General features: G+C 65.3%; 12 protein-coding genes. 4 read left to right on the top strand and 8 right to left on the bottom strand.

Annotated features, from left to right (window positions below; genetic code table 11):
* Positions 1–18: 18 nt before the first annotated feature.
* From E2E30_RS00575 to cyoA, 7 genes are all read right to left on the bottom strand, one after another.
* Positions 19–3,903: a PAS domain S-box protein gene (locus tag E2E30_RS00575; RefSeq protein WP_206365617.1), complete on the bottom strand. Its 3,885-nt coding sequence runs from the start codon at positions 3,901–3,903 to the stop codon at positions 19–21.
* A gap of 261 nt (positions 3,904–4,164) precedes the next feature.
* On the bottom strand, positions 4,165–4,557 hold the full coding sequence (locus E2E30_RS00570) for a hypothetical protein (RefSeq protein ID WP_133186261.1): 393 nt from the start codon (positions 4,555–4,557) through the stop codon (positions 4,165–4,167).
* 410 nt (positions 4,558–4,967) lie between these two features.
* Positions 4,968–5,678: a Crp/Fnr family transcriptional regulator gene (locus E2E30_RS00565; RefSeq protein ID WP_133186259.1), complete on the bottom strand. Its 711-nt coding sequence runs from the start codon at positions 5,676–5,678 to the stop codon at positions 4,968–4,970.
* Between the two features lie 127 nt (positions 5,679–5,805).
* Positions 5,806–6,186: a cytochrome o ubiquinol oxidase subunit IV gene (gene cyoD / locus E2E30_RS00560; RefSeq protein WP_133186257.1), complete on the bottom strand. Its 381-nt coding sequence runs from the start codon at positions 6,184–6,186 to the stop codon at positions 5,806–5,808.
* On the bottom strand, positions 6,183–6,818 hold the full coding sequence (cyoC, locus tag E2E30_RS00555) for a cytochrome o ubiquinol oxidase subunit III (RefSeq protein WP_133186255.1): 636 nt from the start codon (positions 6,816–6,818) through the stop codon (positions 6,183–6,185). The genes cyoD and cyoC overlap by 4 nt, the downstream gene beginning before the upstream one ends.
* A 1-nt stretch (position 6,819) precedes the next feature.
* On the bottom strand, positions 6,820–8,814 hold the full coding sequence (cyoB, locus tag E2E30_RS00550; protein ID WP_133186253.1) for a cytochrome o ubiquinol oxidase subunit I: 1,995 nt from the start codon (positions 8,812–8,814) through the stop codon (positions 6,820–6,822).
* Entirely contained in the window at positions 8,811–9,983 is a 1,173-nt protein-coding gene (gene cyoA / locus E2E30_RS00545; RefSeq protein WP_272482938.1) for a ubiquinol oxidase subunit II, read from the bottom strand. Before cyoA ends, cyoB begins: the two co-directional genes overlap by 4 nt.
* Positions 9,984–10,140: 157 nt before the next feature.
* Here cyoA and E2E30_RS00540 point away from each other — a divergent pair, with 157 nt between their 5' ends.
* Complete coding sequence (locus tag E2E30_RS00540) at positions 10,141–11,490, top strand: MFS transporter (protein WP_133186251.1); 1,350 nt, start codon at positions 10,141–10,143, stop codon at positions 11,488–11,490.
* A 145-nt stretch (positions 11,491–11,635) separates the two neighbouring features.
* Here E2E30_RS00540 and E2E30_RS00535 read toward each other — a convergent pair whose 3' ends face one another.
* On the bottom strand, positions 11,636–13,771 hold the full coding sequence (locus E2E30_RS00535; RefSeq protein ID WP_133186249.1) for an alpha-galactosidase: 2,136 nt from the start codon (positions 13,769–13,771) through the stop codon (positions 11,636–11,638).
* A gap of 179 nt (positions 13,772–13,950) precedes the next feature.
* Here E2E30_RS00535 and E2E30_RS00530 point away from each other — a divergent pair, with 179 nt between their 5' ends.
* Genes E2E30_RS00530 through E2E30_RS00520 form a run of 3 tightly spaced genes read left to right on the top strand, consistent with a single transcriptional unit; the run spans position 13,951 to position 18,685 of the window.
* Positions 13,951–15,915 carry a beta-galactosidase gene (locus tag E2E30_RS00530; protein WP_133186247.1) on the top strand — a complete coding sequence of 655 codons (1,965 nt, stop codon included), beginning with the start codon at positions 13,951–13,953 and terminating at the stop codon, positions 15,913–15,915.
* Positions 15,912–17,240, top strand: a complete 1,329-nt coding sequence (locus E2E30_RS00525) for an alpha/beta hydrolase family protein (protein WP_240698993.1) — start codon at positions 15,912–15,914, stop codon at positions 17,238–17,240. The genes E2E30_RS00530 and E2E30_RS00525 overlap by 4 nt, the downstream gene beginning before the upstream one ends.
* Entirely contained in the window at positions 17,237–18,685 is a 1,449-nt protein-coding gene (locus tag E2E30_RS00520) for an SLC5 family protein (protein WP_133186245.1), read from the top strand. Before E2E30_RS00525 ends, E2E30_RS00520 begins: the two co-directional genes overlap by 4 nt.
* Positions 18,686–18,842: the final 157 nt, after the last annotated feature.

Genomic DNA, 18,842 nt, shown 5'->3' with positions numbered 1-18,842 from the left:
ATGTGGTGCAAGCTCGGCTCACCAGAACGCGGCATTCGATCTTCGCAGCCGTGTCATTCCAGCGCTTAGAAACGCCAGCTTTTCCGGGACGGGAAGCCGCGCCAGCGTCTCGGCGAATTCGGCAGCGATTTCGCCGATGCCGTCGTCATCGAAGAACCCCGCACTGCCGGCGAGCTTGTGGAGCTCGTCCTGCAATTCGTCCGCGGTCTGCGGATCCAGGTCTCCGGCCGCGACGACGGTCTCGATCCTGGCGATCAGGCGGTCGGTCCGATCCGCGAATTTCTTCGCGAGCGCGCTGCTGACTCGAAACGGAGCGGCATCCCCGGGTGCCGGATCGGGCGCACGACGGTATTTCTGGATCACGGCGCGAAGGGCGTCGATCGTAATCGGCTTGCTGAGATGATCCTGCATCCCGGCTTTACGACACGTCTCGATGTCCGATTCATAGGCGTTGGCCGTCAACGCAACGATCGGAAGCATCGCGGCATCGACCCCTGCGGCACGGATGCGCTGCGTGGCGTCGACGCCGTTGAGCGTCGGCATCTGCATATCCATGAGGACCAGATCGAACGCCTCGCCCGACCTGATCATCTCATCGACGGCGGCCACGGCGACGGCACCGTTTGGCGCGATGGTGGTCTTGCACCCGAGCCGAGCCAACATCGCCTTGACCAAATGCTGATTGATCTCATGATCTTCGGCAACCAAGATATGCAAGCCCAAGTCAGACGAGACGGCATCGCTCTGCTTCGCCTGATCGGCAGTGCGTGCAATTCGTGCCTGGTCTTCGGCCACGCGGAGCGGAAGCGCGAGGGTCAGCGTCGTGCCGACGGCTTTCGTGCTGTTGAGGGTCAGCGTCCCGCCCATCAGCTGCGCCAACTCCGCGCTGATGCTGAGGCCAAGCCCGCTCCCGCCGAACCGCCGCGCCGTGCCGTCCTCGGCCTGCACGAATTTCCCCATAACGGCAGCCTGCCGGTCCTCGTCGATGCCGATACCCGTGTCTTCGACACTGAGCGAAAGCATTGCGCCCTGCACCTCGGCCCGGATCGTGATCGATCCGACCGTCGTGAACTTGATCGCATTGCCCAGCAGATTGAGGATGATCTGCCGCAAGCGCAGCCCATCGCCGATGATGTTCGAGGGAACGCCGTCGGCCATTGAGAAGGTGATCGGCAGCGATTTCCCGAGCGCGAGCGGCGCCATCAGTTTGATGCACGCGCCGACGAGATGTGGCAGGTCGACCACATCGTGAAAGATGACCAACTGCCCCGCCTCGATCTTCGTCAGATCGAGAATGTCGTTGAGCAAGCGCATCATGGCGGTGCCGGAGTCGGCGATGAGTTCGACCTTGCGCCGCTGGTCGGGGGTCAGCGTATCCGCGAGCAGCAACTCGGTAAACCCGAGCACACCGTTCATCGGCGTCCTGATTTCGTGGCTCATATTGGCGAGAAAGCTCGTCTTCGCCTCGGCAGCGCCCTCCGCGGCGGCGAGCGCGCGCTCGAGATCGAGTTCGAGGCGCTTGCGTTCGGATATGTCGCGCACCGAAACGATGATTTCCGAAGGCAATCCCGTCGCCGGATCTCGCACCAGGCCGCTGTTCGCCTCGAGCCACACCCAGATCCCGGGCCGGTCAATCGGCTCGGCCCGGTACGCGACGATCAGTTGATCCTGATCCCCCGTCGCAAGCCGCTTATACTGCGCATTGACCCGTGCTGCATCATCGGGATGGAATCTGGTCAACATGTTCCGGCCGATGAGTCCCGCGGGATCGACGCCAAGCAACCTGGCGACCGAAGGCGACGCGTAGATGCACGTTCCGTCGAGGCTTAGCCGAAATACGGCATCGGTGGCGTTCGCGGCCAACAGGCTGAGCTGCTCCTCGCGCTCGCCGAGCGCCTTCTCCGCCAGCTTGCGCTGGGTGATGTCGATGTTGACGCCGATATAGCCCACCAGGCTGCCATGCTCGTCAATCTCGGGTTCGCTGATCACTTCGACCCAGCATGTGCGACCATCACGGTGCTGAAAGCGAAATTCGCTCCGCAGACCGATGCGCTGTTCGACTGCGCCGATCCAATCCCCGAAGAGCCGATCCCGATCATCGGGGTGGATCGCCGACGCCCAACCGCTCCCGAACGCCTCGGCTTCGACCAACCCCGACAATTTCAGCCATGCGTCGTTGACATAGGTGCAGTTGCCCGATGAATCGGTTCGGAAGATGCCGGCCGGCGACAGGCTGGCCAGCGTCTCGAAAAGGCGTTTGCTCTCGGCAAGGTCGATCTGCGACTGACGCTGTTCGGTAATGTCGATGACCGCGCCGATGAACCCCGTCAGGCTACCTTGGTCGTCGAATTCGGCGCTGTTGACCGTTTCGACCCACATCTCTCCGCCATGGGCGCGCTTGAACTTCGATTGGCGGACGCGGACTTCACCCGGAACGAAGCCGATCCATGCCGGCCGCTCGATAAAGGGCGTCGGATCGGCCAAGGCCCGCATCCACCCATTGCCCAGCGATTCCTCGAAACTGAGACCGACCTTGGCGACCCACTCGCGATTGACGTAGGTGACGTTGCCGTCGGCGTCGGCCCTGAAAATGCCGATCGGGGCCGATTCTGCCAGGCGCCTGAAGCGCGTTTCGCTGTCCTCCAGCGCCCTCTTCGCGGTTACGCGCGCCGTCACGTCTCGCACCGAATCCGAGATTTCGAGCAGCTTGCCCGCGCGATCCCAATGGAATTTCGGACGCGCTTCGAGCCACCGCGCCTCGCCCGCCTTGGTGAGCGCGCGATATTCGATCGTCCGTCCGTCCCCCGCGGCCGATGCCGCGCTGAACGCTTCGGCGACGCGCGCGTGATCATCCGGATGCATGAACGCAAACGGGGTTTTGCCGATCAGGTCGTCGGGTGCGTAACCGAGCAAATCGGTGACCGACGGGGAAACGTAGCGAAAGATGCCGTCTGCCCCATAGAGCGCGATCACGTCGCTGACATTGTCTGCGAGCAGCCGGTAATGGCGCTCGCTCTCGGCGACGCAGGCGGCGGCCAGATGTTGCGCGGTAACGTCCTGGAATACGCCGAAGAGCGACGTCGTTTTGCCGCTGGCATCGGCGGAGCACTCGGCGCGCGCGATCACGTGACGGATTTCTCCGTCGGGCCGGCGGATCCGCAATCCGAAATCATACCCTTCGCCGGTTTCGACCGCATTCGCGACGAACCGCGTCAGCGTTTCGCGGTCGTCCTCATGGTATAACTTCTGGATTGCCTCATAGTCCGGGACCGCTTGGGAAACCGGAAGACCGTGAATTCGGAAGACTTCGTCAGACCAGATGACTTTTTGCGCAACGAGATCGAAGCGCCAGTGGCCCACGCCGGACATCGCCTCGGCGGTCCGTAACAGGCGGTTCTGCTCGTCGAGGATCGACCGTGCCTTCGACAGTTCGAGCTGGTCGACGACCAGTTGCGCAAGCGACCGAAGATAGTCGATATCCGCCTCGCTGGGGCGCGGCCTGGGCTCCGTATCGATGACGCACAAGGTGCCGAGATTGTGCCCGTCCGACGTCGTCAGGACAGCCCCGGCATAAAAGCGGATAGCGGGCGCGCCCAAGACCAGCGGGTTGGTGTCGAACCTGGCGTCGGCAAGCGCGTTCTCGACCACCATGACCGAGCCGGGAGCCAGATTGATCGCATGATCGCAAAAGGCCCAATCGCGCGGCGTCTCACCGACGTCGAGGCCGATGCACGCCTTGAACCACTGGCGCTGTTCGTCGATCAACGAAACCAGCGCGATCGGCGCCTTGAAATACCCCGCTGCAAGCTTCGCGATCCGGTCGAAACGGTCTTCGCGCTCAGTTCCCAGAATGGCGTGTTCTCGAAGCGAGGCGATCCGTAAATCTTCGGCCGTCGGTATCATCGGGATTGGCATAGCGACGTTTGGAGCATCGGGCGCCATGAGTGTGTGGTCGGAGATGGCGTCGCGGCGCCGCCGGGACTGCGCCGATTCATCGCCTTGTCAGGAAGGTGCCGCATACTCGCCCCTACGGATAATTACCTAACGACGTGCCGATAAATGGTTAACAAATCATGCGACTGCATGTCTTGCCGGATGCACCGGGTTGGTGAGCCAAGGCCGCCCCTGTGTACGCCCCCCGCGTACACACGATTTAACGCCGATTTACGGCGGCGGCGATATCACCGCCACGGTCGCATGGGAATTGACGGCGAACGATTGACCGGCAAAGAGCCGTGCGTGTTGGACGAATTCCTCGACAGCACCAGCGAGCTTCGAGGCAAAGACGGCTTCGGTCAGCTGCACACCAGCATAAAGCTCCACCTCGACCAGACAGTCGATCAAGCGGAAGGCACCGACACGGGCGGTCGCGTTTCGTAGCAAATGCGCCTCTTGACGGGCGCCCTTCAAGTCCCCCGCGCCGATCAACAGATGGAGCCGGTCTCCGATCTTTTCGGTCCAGTCTGCGAGGTCGGACAACAAGGCATTGCGACCTGCAGCGCCGACGGATCGATCGAGCTCGGCGATCAGATCGTCGTCAAAAACAAGCGCGTTCAACGCCGAAGCACAATCGATGCGAAGGTCAGCCGGATCGGCCCCTGGACCAGGCGCGTCTGAATACCTCCATCGACGTCTTTGAACGATCTGTTAAGCATAGCTGACGGAACTTGCCGACAACCTCTGAGCGGCACAATCATACATTCGGATGCACATCTCGGTCCGACCGAGCTAGCGTTCGATGATTGCGGGCGCGGTCCAGGCATCTTCGGGTTGCCGGCACCGCAACGCCGTCGGCTTCGCGGAGACCTCGCCAAACGCATCGGTCATCCGCGCGCGTAACCGAGAAGATCGGATATATGGCGTCCATGCCCCCGGATCGAGGAGCGCCGACGGCCATACCCCCGGGCACCCTGCTCGGCAGCGACCTGAGATCGCGCGCGGTACGATGACGCCGGTACGCCAGGCCGCTATGCGGCGACCGCCCGCGCTTCCAGTCCGATCGAGTCCGTGATCGTGATCGCGCGTCCGCCGGGAAGCCGAATAATCCCGGCCGCCTTCAAATGGGTCATCTGCCGGCTCACCGTTTGGATGGTGAGCCCCAGGACGTCGGCGATCTGTCCGCGCGACAAAGGCAAGTCGAAGGTCACCGGGGCGTCGTAGGTCGCCCTGCATCCGCTCGACGCTGTGCGTGAGGTCATGTCGATCAGAAACCCCGCGACCTTTTCAGCCGCCGATGTCCGGGCCAGCGTCCACATCTGCCGACGGGCAACGTTCAGGGCTGCCAATGTGCGCTGAAGCAACAAGCGCTCCATCCCGGCCTGATCGGTCAGCAGCCGCTCGAATGCTCTGCGCGAGTACACACATAACTCGGCATCCGTCATCGCCGTGATCGTGAATTCAGCGCGCCCTGGATAGGGCTGCCCGACGAAATCGGCTGGGTACAGCAGCCCGACGATCTGCTCACGACCCTGCGTGGTGCAGGCGACGAGCTTGAGCACGCCGGACAGCAAATTGCCGCAGATGGTGCTTTCGTCACCGGCCCAGATCACCGTTTCGCCACGAGAAACGCTTTTATACCGTCCGATCGTATCCAATGCCGCGCGTTCGCTGCGCATCACGCTCGCGCACACCCTCGAGTCGGGTGCCGTATCATCGGCGCAGATATCCATGCTGAGCATAGGAAGTTTCATACGCCCACGAGATGATAAACCTGCATCAATTCGGCACAGCTAGGTATATGCCGAAGGCGTCAGGCAGGTAGGCCGCGCCGCGAACGAGGCACCCGCGCGCGGGTGGCGTCCGCGCTCAGTGCGCCGGGATCACCAGGCCGCCAGGCATCGGCATCGGCATCATGTTGGCATTGAGGTGATACATCACCCAGATCGACCCGGCGATCGTCAACACGACGATCACCGTGGTGAACAGGAAAGCGAGCAACGTCCAGCCGCCTTCGGACCGCGTGTCGAGATGCAGGAAGCAAAGCACGTGAACGATGATCTGGACAAAGCCCATGGCGAAGATCAGCGCCGCCGTCGTCTGCGCATCGTGCAGCACCCCGGACATCACCAGCCAGAACGGCACCGCCGTCAGGATGATCGCGAGGATCGTGCCGATCCGGTAGCCCCGCTGGCTGTGGCCGGACGTGGCGCCATGTGCGGTTTCTGGCGCGATCGAGGGCTGGCTCACCGGAGGACTCCAAACAGATAGACGAAGGTGAAGACACCGATCCAGATGATGTCGAGGAAGTGCCAGAACATCGACAGGCAGATCAGCCGGCGCTTCATCGGCTGGCTGAGGCCGTGCTGCCCGAGTTGGACGAGCATGACGCCGATCCACAGCAGCCCGACCGTGACGTGCGCGCCGTGCGTGCCGACGAGCGTGAAGAAGGCCGAGAGGAAGGCGCTGCGCTGTGGCCCTGCGCCTTCGGCGATCAGCGTCGAGAATTCGTACAGTTCGATGCCGATGAATCCAGCGCCGAGCAGGCCGGTCACCGCGAGCCAAAAGCGGGTCGCGCCGACCCGCCCGGCTTCGATATGCGGCATCGCCTGGCCGAAGGTGATCGACGACGCCAGCAGCAACGCGGTGTTGAGCGCGACGAGCGGCAGCTCGAAGATCTCATGCGGCATCGGCCCGCCGGCATAATTCGTCCGGACCACGCCGAACATCGCGAACAGCGACGCGAAGATCAGCGCGTCGCTCATCAAGTAGATCCAGAAGCCGAGCACGGTGGCACCGTTGCCGTCATGATCATGATCGTCGTCTTCGGCCATGTGCCAGCTCGGCGCGGCGTCGCTCGGGAAGCGCGTGTTGTCGGTCATGTCAGGCTCCCACGGCCGGCTGGTGGCGCTTGCTCTCGGTCAGCGCGACCTCGTCCGCCGGAATGAAATAGTCGCGCGCGAAGTTGAAGGTATGCGCCACCGCGACGACGATCAGCCCGGCAAAGCTCAATGCGGCGAGCCACCACATGTACCACACCATGCCGAAGCCGAGGCTGAGCGCGAGTCCGGCCAGGATGATTCCGGCGCCGGTGTTGCGCGGCATGTGAATCGGGCGATAGCCCCCGGCGGGCCGCTCGTAACCGCGGCTCTTCATGTCGTACCACGCATCGAGATCGTGGATCACCGGCGTGAAGGCGAAGTTGTACGCCGGCGGCGGCGAGGTGGTCGACCATTCGAGCGTGCGGCCGTCCCACGGGTCGCCGGTCAGATCGCGCAGCTGGTCGCGCTTCACGAAGCCCATCACGATGCTCATCACGAAGCCGAGGATGCCGACCAGAATGATGAGCGCACCGATCGCGGCGACGATGAAATAGGGTTGGAGCGTAGGATCGTCGAAATGGTTCACGCGACGCGTGGTGCCCATCAGTCCGACGACGTAGATCGGCGTCCAGGCGACCCAATAGCCGATCACCCAGCCCCAGAAGGCGACCTTGCCCCAGAACTCGTCGAGCTTGAAACCGAACGCCTTGGGGAACCAGTAGACCATTCCCGCGAACAGCCCGAACACCACGCCGCCGATGATCACGTTGTGGAAATGCGCGACCAGGAACAGCGAATTGTGCAGCACGAAATCGGCGGGCGGAATCGCCAGCAGCACGCCGGTCATCCCGCCGACCACGAAGGTCAGCATGAACGCCACCACCCACATCATCGGCAGTTCGAAGCGGATGTCGCCGCGGTACATGGTGAACAGCCAGTTGAAGATCTTGGCGCCGGTCGGGATGGCGATGACCATCGTGGCGATGCCGAAGAAGCTGTTGACGCTCGGCCCCGCCCCCATCGTGAAGAAATGGTGCAGCCAGACGAGATACGACAGGATCGTGATCACCACGGTCGCATAGACCATCGAGGTATAGCCGAAGAGCCGCTTGCCCGTGAAGGTCGAGGTGATTTCCGAATAGATGCCGAATGCGGGGAGGACGAGGACATAGACTTCCGGGTGTCCCCAGATCCACACCATGTTCCAATACATCATCGGCGAACCGCCGAGCTCGTTGGTGAAGAAATGCGTGCCGATATAGCGATCGAGCATGAGCAGGAAGAATGCGGCGGTCAGTGCGGGGAAGATGGCGATGGCGAGCACGTTCGAACACAACGCCGTCCAGCAGAACACCGGCATCTTCATCATCGTCATGCCGGGCGCGCGCATCTTGATGACGGTGGCGACCATGTTGATCGCCGACAGCGTCGTGCCGACACCGGCGATCTGCAGCGACCACAGATAATAATCGACCCCCGTTTCGGGGCTGTACGCCAGCCCGGCGAGCGGTGCGTAGGAGAGCCAGCCGGTGCTGGCGAACTCGCCGACGAACAGCGAAATCATCACGAGGACCGCCCCCGCCGCGGTCAGCCAGAAACTGAGATTATTGAGGAACGGAAAGGCCACGTCGCGCGCGCCGAGCTGCAGCGGCATGACGAAGTTGACCAGGCCGACCACCAGCGGGATCGCCACGAAGAAGATCATGATCGTACCGTGCGCGGTGAAGATCTGATCGTAATGATGCGCCTCGAGAAAACCCTGGTTGTCGCCGAAGGCAATCGCCTGCTGTGCGCGCATCATCAGCGCATCCGAAAATCCGCGCAGCAGCATGATGATGCCGAGGATGACGTACATGATGCCGATCCGCTTGTGATCGACACTCGTGAACCATTCGGTCCACAGATAGCCCCACAGCCGGAAGTACGTCAGTGCGCCGACAAGCGCGAGGCCGAGCGCCGCGACGACGATGAACGTCCCGAGCAGGATCGGTTCGTGCAGCGGAAACGATTCCCAGGTCAGCCGCCCGAAGATCGATTTGAGAAGATGATCGCTCATGAAAGTCCCGATGCTTGGGGATCAGACCGCGCGGTGCGAAGCGCACCGGGGGCGAGGAAAGGCTGCGTGGCCGACAGATCGCGATTGCGCGGATCGCCTTGCTTGCGCTCGCCGGGTGCGCCGGGTTTGGCCGGCTTGGTGACGTTGGGCCCCGTGCCCTTGTCCTCGGGGGCCTTGAAGAGCGCCGGAATCGGCGTGGTGCCATGCAGCGGCGCGGCGCTGCGGCCCGCAACATCGCCCCGACTGCGCGCCATGTCGCGGCGCATCACGTCGATCGTGCATGGCGCACCCGGGGCGACGCAGCGATTGACCACGCGGTCGAACAAGCCCGGCATGACCGACCCGAAATACTGCGCCGGCACCTTGATGCTGGGTTTCTCCAGCGCGCCATAATTGGCCGCGGCGAGCGTGCCCTTGCTGGCCTTCACCCGCGCGACCCAGCGCGCGAAATCCGCCGGTGCCATGCCGCGCAGCTTGAAGCGCATCTCGGTGTGACCGCGCCCGGTATAATTGCCCGAATAGCCCCAGCTGTCGCCGGGCTGGTTGAGCACCGCGTTGAGCACGGACTGCATGCCCGGCATGGCGTAGATCATCCCGGCCATCGTCGGCGCGTAGAAGGTGCTGAACTGGCTCGTCGACGTGATCGAGAAGTGTACCGGCACGTCCACCGGCAGCGCCAGTTCGTTGACGGTGGCGATGCCCTGTTCAGGATAAATGAACAGCCATTTCCAGTCGAGCGCGACGACCTGCACCTCGAGCGGCTTGGTGTTGGGCGCGATCGGCCGGCCCGCCGACAGACGCTCGAGCGGGCGGAACGGATCGAGCAGATGCGTGCTCGTCCAGGTCACGACGCTGAGCGCGATGATGATCAGCAACGGGCACGCCCAGATCACGAGCTCGAGCGTGGTCGAATGGTCGAAATTGGGATCGTAGATCTTGTTGGGATTGCCGCGCCGGTACCGCCAGGCAAACAGCACCGTCAGCACCATCACCGGCACGATGATCATCAACATGATCCCGGTCGCGAACAGGATGAGATTGCGCTGTTGCAGGGCAATATCACCGGTCGGGTTCAACACCACCATGTTGCAACCGCTCAGCAATGCCGGAATCCCCAGGAGGGGAAGGCGCAACGCCGTGCGGATGCGATGTGATGATGTGCTGCCCATGCCCGACGCGTAGCCGCTGATCGACTGCCGAACTTTGTCCGCGATCAAAGTTTTGCGGTTTGTGAATCGCTATGGCGGGACTGTCGGCATCGCTGATCGATCACGGCGGCCGCCGCAGTCGCTGCCACACACGACTGAGCAGATAGGACGGAATGCGATGGTAGGGACGGCACTCGACGCGGGGAACTCGACCCCCTTGGAGCGCGATGCGCAGCTGATCAACGCGCGCGACCATCAGGTCCGACCGGGCGACATCGCCGTCGGGGTGATCATCGGACGGTCGTCGGAATTCTTCGACTTCTTTGTCTTTGCGATCGCGTCGGTGCTGGTCTTTCCGTCGGTCATCTTCCCGTACGTCGATGCCTTGACGGGCACGCTCTATGCGTTCGCACTCTTCGCGCTTGCCTTCATCGCACGGCCGATCGGCGCACTGGCCTTCATCTGGATCGACCGCAAGCACGGCCGCGGCGTCAAACTGACCGCCGCGATGTTCCTGCTCGGCGGATCGACCGCGGCGATCGCCTTCGTCCCCAGCCACGCGCAGGCCGGCGCCTGGGCGGTCATCCTGCTGGCGCTGTTCCGCATCGGGCAGGGCTTCGCGCTCGGCGGCACCTGGGACGGCCTTCCGGCACTGCTGTCGCTCAACGCGCCCGCCGGGCGCCGCGGCTGGTTTGCGATGATCCCGCAGCTCGGCGCCCCCGTCGGCTTGTTCGTGGCCGCCGCGGTCTTCGCGTATCTGCTCAGCGCGCTCAGCACCGCCGATTTCCTCGATTGGGGCTGGCGCTTTCCCTTCTTCGTCGCCTTTGTCATCAACGTGGTGGCGTTATTCGCACGACTGCGGCTGATCTCGACACCAGGGTTCAAGCAGCTGTTCGAAAGCCGCGAGCTGCAGCCATCGTCGCTCTCCGCGCTGGTTCGCGAAGAAGGGGGTACGGTCGTGCTCGGGGCGTTCGCGCCGCTGGCGAGCTTCGCGTTGTTCCACCTCGTCACCGTATTCCCCTTGTCGTGGTTCGTGCTCACCTCGGGGGAGCCGCCGGTTCGCTTCCTGGTGATCGAGCTGGTCGGTGCGTTCGTCTGCCTCATCGCGGTAACGCTGTCCGGCGTCATCGCCGACCGGGTCGGCCGCCGCACCTTGCTCGGCGTCTCGGCCGCGCTGATCGCCGCTTACAGCGGCTTTGCCCCGCAACTGCTCGGCCGCGGGGCGGCGGGCGAATGGACGTACATGATGCTGGGCTTCGTCCTGCTCGGCCTGTCGTTCGGCCAGTCTTCGGGCGCGGTCAACGGCAGCTTCTCGCCCCGGCACCGCTATACGGGCGCGGGCACGACCGCGACCGCATCCTGGTTCATCGGCGCCGCCTTCGCACCGCTTGCGGCGCTATGGCTGGCGAGCACGTTCGGATTGATGTCGGTTGGCGCCTATTTGTTGTCCGGGGCGCTCTGCACGCTTGCGGCGCTTGCGCTGAACCGCGATTGGGCACGCAAGCATCCCCGCCAGATGGCGCAGTAAGGTGCGCTAGCGGGATACGCCCTGCGCGGCCTCGCCGGTCCGCTCGGCCTGCTGGGCGCGATTGCCCAGCGCCGGGAGATCGAAGTCCCCAATCCAGTGTAGGGATAAGCCAGGCGGAACCTTCGACGGGCTCCAGCGCCCGACGTCAGACCCGTTCGACGTGGAGCAGGAACCCCGCTTGTGGCTTCAAGCGCGGCGGTTGCAGGCCAACCGCGATCAGCGACTGGCCCGACACGATCAAACCGTCGCGCAAGGCGGCGAATAGCGGCGACCCGACGCTGGGCTCAACCGGCCAAACCCACCGCACGCGATAGTCCGCCTCGCGATCGAGCCCCGCCAGCCGGAGCGGATCGGCGAAATAGCCGCGCTGTTCGCGCAGCTGGGTGTAACTGAACACCGCCTCGCCACGGTCGGCGGCGACGATCCCGAAAGCGATTTCGCCCTCCCCGCGATCGAGCCGGACGAGATCGCCCGAATGGATCAGCGCGCGGTGCCGCTTGTGGAGCGCGATCCCGGCCGCGAGTTCGGCGCCCTCGCTGTCGGTCAACGCGCCGAGATCGGCCTCGACACCGAAATGCCCGAACAGCGCCGTCGCCACGCGCGTCGCCATCGAGACGCGCCGCCCGGTGATGTGGCAATCGGTCGGGCCGACATGCGCGCCCATCACTTCGGCTGGCAGGAAGGTCGACAGCCCCCGCTGGATCGCCAGGCGATCGAGCGCATCGTTGGTGTCCGACGTCCACACCCGGTCGGTCAGGTCGAGAATGCCCAGATCGGCGCGCCCGCCCCCGCTGGAACAGCTTTCGATCTCGACTGCAGGATGTGCCGCACGAAGACGCGCCAGCAAGTCGTACAGCCCAAGGACATGGGCATGTGCTCCCGCTCGACCATCGGCGTCGCCGGGGTGGCTGAGATCGCGGTTCATGTCCCATTTGAGATACGCGATGGGATGGTCGCGCAGCAGCGCGTCGATCGCGGCAAACAGATGGTCGCGCACCTCGGCGCGGCCGAAATCGAGCACGAGCTGGTGGCGAAAGCCGAGCTGCGGTGCCGGCGGGGTCGCCAGCACCCATTCGGGATGCGCGCGGAACAGGTCGCTGTCGGGATTGACCATCTCGGGCTCGACCCACAGCCCGAACTCCATCCCGAGCGCGCGGACGCGGTCGATCAGCGGCCCGAGCCCCTCGGGATAGACGCTGCGATCGACGGTCCAGTCGCCAAGCCCGGCGCGATCGTTGCGCCGCGCGGGGAACCAGCCGTCGTCGAGCACGAAGCGCTCGACCCCGATTGCCGCGGCCCGCTCGGCGAGCGCGATGAGCTTGGCCGGATCATGGTCGAAATAGACCGCCTCCCAAGTGTTGTAATGCACGTGGCGTGGCTTCGCGCGCAGCCGCGCATGCTGCGGGCGCGCGCGGACATGCGCGTGAAAAGCCTGCGAGAGCCCGCTGCGCCCCCGGTCCGACCAGGCGCAGACGAGTTCGGGGCTCGCATACGCAGCGCCAGGCGCGAGGCGAATCTCGCCGGGCAGCAGCAGTTCGCCGAGCTGGACATAGGCGCGACCGTCGGAGAGCGTCTCGGCCCAGAGCCGGTGGTTCCCGCTCCACGCGAGGTGGAAGCCGAACACCTCGCCCAGCTGCTCGCCGCACGGGGCAACCTGCGCGAGAAGCGCCGGGAAGGCATCGTGGCTCGTCCGTCCGCGGCGGTTCTCGCGCGACACCGCGCCCATCGTGCGTGCGACGCGCTGCATCTGGAACTCGCCCGACCAGCGCCCATCGAACAGCACCCAGTCGGACACCGCCGCCGGCACCGGCAGCGCGGGAGCGTCGCACGCCTCGATCGCCAAGGGGGTCGCGCCATCGTTGGTGACCGTGGTTTGCGCGCGCAGCACGTCGCCCGCCGCCGCAAGACGGAGGGTATGGCGCAGCGTCACGCCATTGGCCGCGTCGCGCGAGACGATCTCGACGCTGTCCTCACCGCATTGGACGGCAACGATCTCCGTCCAGCTTGCCCAGCCCGGCCCGTCCCGGTGGCACGACAGCCCCGTCCGTCCCGGAAACCCCGTGCCGATCAAGGGCGTGAGCGACAATGGCGGCGTCTGTGCGGGCGAGCATGGCGCTTCCTCGCGCGCGCCGAGCAAAGCGAGCGTCGCCGGATCGGCGCTCTCGGCAAGCCGAGCGCCCCAGTGCAGCACCACCGGCGCCCCGCCCCGACAATCGATCACTATGCTGGTCCGTGCTCCATCGAGCCGAACGAAGGCGGGCAGCGGTGCGGCAGCTGGCATTGGCGATGTCTCTCTAAAGCAAGGGTCAATTTTTCTGACAACGCTATCCGGAGCGATTGACCCGGTCAATTTATCCGATAAATATGCTCGTATACCCCGCCGGCTGCTTCTCGTCACGAGAACGGCGCGAGATGGGTGCACAAACACCGCTTCGTTGAAAGCGGCGGGAGGAGAGCGACGTGCTCGGGGTTTGCTATTATCCGGAACACTGGCCGCGCGACCAGTGGCCAGACGATGCGCGGCGCATGGCGGCGCTCGGCTTGCGCTACGTTCGCATCGGCGAATTCGCGTGGTCGCGGCTCGAGCCCGATCCCGGTCGATATGATTTCGAATGGTTCGATGCAGCGCTTGCGACGCTCGCCGCTGCCGGGCTGAAGGTCGTGATCGGCACGCCGACCGCGACTCCGCCGAAATGGCTGATCGACGCGCATCCCGAAATCTTGCCTGTCGATCCTGCGACCGGCCGCACGCGGGGCTTCGGCTCACGCCGGCACTATGACTTTTCGAGCGACGTCTATCGCGATGCCGCGGTCAAGATCGTCACCGCGCTCGCCGAGCGCTATGGCGCGCATCCCAGCGTCGCGGGGTGGCAGACCGACAACGAACTGTGCTGCCACCACACCACGCTGAGCGCCTCGCCCGTCGCGCGCGACGCGTTCCGGCTGTGGTGCCGCGACCGCTATGGCGATGTCGCTGCGCTCAACCATGCTTGGGGCAACGTCTTCTGGTCGATGGAATATCGCAGCTTCGACGAGATCGAGCTGCCGGTCGGCGCGGTGACCGAGACCAGCCCGGCGCATCGCCTCGCCTGGTATCGCTTCTCGTCGGACGAAGTCGTGCGTTTCCACGATGCGCAAGTCGAGGTGCTGCGGCGCCTGTCGCCCGGCCGGTTCGTCACGCACAATTTCATCCCGATGGACGAGACCGGGATCGACAATCACCGGCTCGCGCGCGATCTCGATTTCGCCTCGTACGACAATTACCCGCTCGGGCGCACCGACTTGCGCATGGCCGATGCTGCGCCGACCGACTTCAAGCGCTTCATGCGCACCGGCCATCCCGATTACAGCGCGTTCTACTTCGACCAGACGCGCGGGCTCGCACCGGGTGCGTTCTGGATCATGGAGCAGCAGCCCGGGCCGGTGAACTGGGCGACGCATAACCCCGCGCCCGCGCCGGGCATGGTGCGGCTGTGGACGCTCGAGGCGTTCGCGCATGGTGCCGGCGTAGTGAGCTATTTCCGCTGGCGGCAGGCGCCGTTCGCGCAGGAGCAGATGCACGCCGGCCTGCTCCGCCCCGACAGCAGCGAAGCCGCCGCTTGGCCCGAGATCGAGGCGGTGGTGCGCGATCTCGCCTTGCTCGACCTCAATGCCACGCCGGCGACGCGTGCGCGCGTCGCGCTGGTGGTCGATGTCGAGGCGCAATGGCTCGGCGAGATCGAGCAGCAGGGCCAGAGCTATGATTACACGAGTATCCTGCTGCAGCAGTATAGCGCGCTGCGCGGGATCGGCGTCGATGTCGACTTCATCGCGCCCGATGGCGACCCGGCGGATTATGCGCTGATCGTCGTGCCCGCGCTGGCGATGCCGCGCCCGGGCATGGCCGAACGGCTCGCGAGCGGCGGGGCGATCGTGCTGTTCGGGCCGCGTTCGGGCGCGAAGACGCCCGAACTGACCTATCCCGAGGGGTTGCCGCCGGGGCCGTTGCGCGCGCTGCTGCCGATGCGCGTGCTGTCGGTCGAGACGCTGCGGCCGGGGTGCGAGGACGCATTCGCGTGGAACGGTCGGTCCTATCCATCGGGAATCTGGCGCGAGACGGTCGAACCCGGCGACGGGGTCGAGACGCTGGCACGCTATGACGATGGCGGGGCCGCGCTGCTACGCCGCGACCGCGTGCTGTATCTGGCGACGCTGAGCGATGCGGCCTTCACCACCGACCTGCTCGAGGCGCTCTGCGCCGAGGCGGGCGTGGCGACGCTGCGCCTTCCCGACGATCTGCGGCTCAGGCGGCGGGGCGACCTCGTCTTCGCGCTCAATTACGGCGCGGTGCCGGCCACCGCCCCGGCACCCGCGGGTACAACATTCTTGATCGGCGGCCGAGAGATCGGCGCGCGCGACGTGGCAATCTGGAGGGAACGGGCATGAGCGGCTGGATGAAACGGATCGGCGCCGGACTGACGCTGGCGGCGGCGGTGGTGGCGACTCCTGCCCTCCCGCAGGCCTTGCCCGATGCGCCGCAACTCGCGGTGCCGGGGTCCTATACGGTCGGGGTGCAGCGGATCGACGTCACCAATCCTGACCAGCCCGATCTCCTGACGCCGGCTGCCAACGGGATCGCGCGGCACGACCGCGTGCTTCCGCTGACGATCTGGTACCCTGCGACGCGCCCGGCGCGCGGCGTGGCGGCGCACTATGTGCCGTACCAGCCCGGACCGCAGGCCACCGGCGGGCGCACCGGCACCGCGTCCCTCGCCGCCGCGCCGATCCGCGGGCATTTCCCGCTGGTGGTGTTCTCGCACGGCTTCCACAATTGGGCGACGGGCTTTGCCGATCTCGCCGAGCATCTCGCCTCACGCGGCTATGTCGTCGCCTCGATCGACCATGCCGACGCCCCGCGCGATACCAAGCTGTCGCAGCTCGCCGCGTTCGGCATGACCGTCATCAGCCGCAGCGCCGACCAGCGCTTCGTCATCGCCGAGCTCACCCGCCGCGCTGGCAGCGGTCCGCTGGCGGGGACCTACGACGCCACTAGGATCGCGCTGATGGGCTATTCGATGGGCGGCTTCGGCGCGCTCGCCACCGCCGGCGCGGGGTTCGACCCCGCCAGCACCTTGTACAAGATCGCGCCCGGCGGGCTGCTTGCGCCCTATGCCGCGGGTGCCCCGTTGGTCTCGCAAGGTGCACCCGCCGGGGTCAAGGCGATCGTCGCCTTCGCGCCATGGGGCGGCGGCACGCCGCTGCGCGCCTGGACCGGCGCCGCGCTCGGCCAGATCAAGACGCCGACGCTGCTCGTCGTCGGCGATCATGACGATGTCAGCGGCTACACCGACGGGGTGGCCTGGCTCTACGGCCAGATGACGGGCGCGGACCGGCGGATGCTGGTGTACCAGAATGCGCACCACAATATTGCCGGCGACGGCACCACCGGCCTGCCCGCGGTCGATTTCGCCAAGGTCGAGCAGCTCGAGGAGCCAGTTTGGCGCCGCGACCGGATCCTCGCGATCAACCGGCATTTCGTCACCGCCTTCCTCGACGCGACGCTCAAGGGCGACGCGGCGCATGCCGCTTTCCTCGCGGTGCCGACGCTCAAGGCCGACGACGGCGTCTGGCCGCTCGCACAAGGAGCAAGCGTCGGCGCCCGGTTCGCCGCGCCCGACGATGCGGGGTCGAAGGGCTATTGGCCGGGCTTCCAGCGCCGCTGGGCGCTCGGGCTCGAACTGCATCACGACCTGCCGACGGTGGCGAAATGAATCTGCAGCTGACCCAGGCCTGGATCGCCGCCGCCCTGACCGCCGCGATCGCCTTCATCACCTATCTCAAATGCCGCGGCGAGGCGCGCCACGCGGGCAACAGCAACAAGGAATTCTTCCTCGCCGGCGGTGGGCTGTCCTGGCTCTACATCGCCGGCTCGATCACCATCACCAATTTGTCGACCGACCAGTTGCTCGGGATGAACGGCAACCAGATGGCGTTGCTCGCGTGGTGGGAGCTGTCGGGCGTGGTCGGCCTCAGCATCCTCGCCTGGGTGTTCCTGCCGATCTATTATCGCAACGACTGCACCACCGTAACCGAGCTGCTCGAAAAGAAATATGGCGACAAGAACGTCCGCGCGGTGATCGCCGCGATGTTCCTGTTCGGCAATATCGCGGTGTTCCAGCCGATCGTGCTCTATTCGGGCGCGCTGATGATGAAGTCGATGTTCGCGCTGCCGATTCCGACCGTGCTGCTGGCGGCGATCTTCGGGGTGGCCGGGTCGCTCTATGCGATCTTCGGCGGCCTGCGCGCCGCGGCGGTGGTCGACACCTATAGCGGCATCCTGCTGCTGTTCATGGCGATGCTCGTCGTGTTCCTGTCGCTCGCCGCGATCCACTGGGACTTTTCAGGCATTCCGCCCGAACGGATCTCGATGATCGGCGGCCCGGATTCGCCGATCCCCTGGCCGACGCTGCTGACGGGGATGATCTTCATCCAGACCTTCTACTGGTCGACCAACCAGACGATCACCCAACGCGCGATGGCCGCGCCGAACCTGCGCGAGGCGCAGAAGGGCGTGGTCGCGGCGACGGTGATCCGGTTGCTGGTGGTCCCGGCGATCGTCGTCATTCCCGGCGTGGTGTCGTACAAGCTGTTCGGCCATCTCGGCGATGCGGCGTATGGCAAGATCGTGTGGCACGTGCTGCCCAACTGGTTGTCGGGCATCTTCGCCGCGGCAATCGCATCGGCGGTGCTGGCGCATTTCACCAGCCTGCTCAATTCGTCGGCTGCGCTCTACGTCTGCGACATCCACGAGAAGTTCGTGAACCCCAACCCCAATGTCGCCAAGCTCAATCTGTGGAGCATCGTCGGCTTCGTGATCCTCGCGATCGCGATCGTGCCGTTCTACGACGGCGCGCCGAGCATCATCAATCTGGTGCAGCAGCTCAACGGGCTGATCTCGATGCCGGTGCTGTCGGTGTTCGTGGTGGCGCTCCTGTTCCGCGGGGTCGATCCGCGCGCGGCGATCTCGGGCATGCTGTTCGGCCTCGCGCTCTATGGCTTCTCGACCTTCGTCTGGTCGCCGCTGCACTATATCCACATGATGGCGGTGACGCTGTTCGCAAGCGTCGGCGTCGCGCTGGCGGTCAATCGGCTGGTGCTGGGTGGACGGGCGACGCTGCTGATCGGCTCGGCCCGTCGGGCGCGGGCCGCGGCATAGGATCCGGGACGAGTCTTCGGGCTTGAACGAGGCGCTTCGGTCTCCCCTCCCTGGAAAAGGGGGGGCGGGGGCGGGTCGGCATAAGGCGGGCGTGACGCGCGACTGGAAGCCCACCCACCCCCTGCCCCTTCCTCTCAGGGAGAAGAGTCGCAGCGGC

This window comes from Sphingomonas sp. AAP5 (assembly GCF_004354345.1).
In the GTDB taxonomy this organism is placed as follows: Bacteria; Pseudomonadota; Alphaproteobacteria; order Sphingomonadales; family Sphingomonadaceae; genus Sphingomonas; species Sphingomonas glacialis.
Note: the sequence above shows the minus strand (reverse complement) of the source record. Positions and strands in the feature narration are given on the sequence as shown.

Excerpts from the sequence above, each read along its gene's own strand:
- E2E30_RS00575 (WP_206365617.1), bottom strand. The coding sequence starts at position 3,903 with ATGATACCGACGGCCGAAGATTTACGGATCGCCTCGCTTCGAGAACAC.
- E2E30_RS00540 (WP_133186251.1), top strand. The coding sequence starts at position 10,141 with ATGGTAGGGACGGCACTCGACGCGGGGAACTCGACCCCCTTGGAGCGC.
- cyoB (WP_133186253.1), bottom strand. The coding sequence starts at position 8,814 with ATGAGCGATCATCTTCTCAAATCGATCTTCGGGCGGCTGACCTGGGAA.
- cyoC (WP_133186255.1), bottom strand. The coding sequence starts at position 6,818 with ATGACCGACAACACGCGCTTCCCGAGCGACGCCGCGCCGAGCTGGCAC.
- cyoA (WP_272482938.1), bottom strand. The coding sequence starts at position 9,983 with ATGGGCAGCACATCATCACATCGCATCCGCACGGCGTTGCGCCTTCCC.
- E2E30_RS00535 (WP_133186249.1), bottom strand. The coding sequence starts at position 13,771 with ATGCCAGCTGCCGCACCGCTGCCCGCCTTCGTTCGGCTCGATGGAGCA.
- E2E30_RS00520 (WP_133186245.1), top strand. The coding sequence starts at position 17,237 with ATGAATCTGCAGCTGACCCAGGCCTGGATCGCCGCCGCCCTGACCGCC.
- E2E30_RS00565 (WP_133186259.1), bottom strand. The coding sequence starts at position 5,678 with ATGCTCAGCATGGATATCTGCGCCGATGATACGGCACCCGACTCGAGG.
- E2E30_RS00525 (WP_240698993.1), top strand. The coding sequence starts at position 15,912 with ATGAGCGGCTGGATGAAACGGATCGGCGCCGGACTGACGCTGGCGGCG.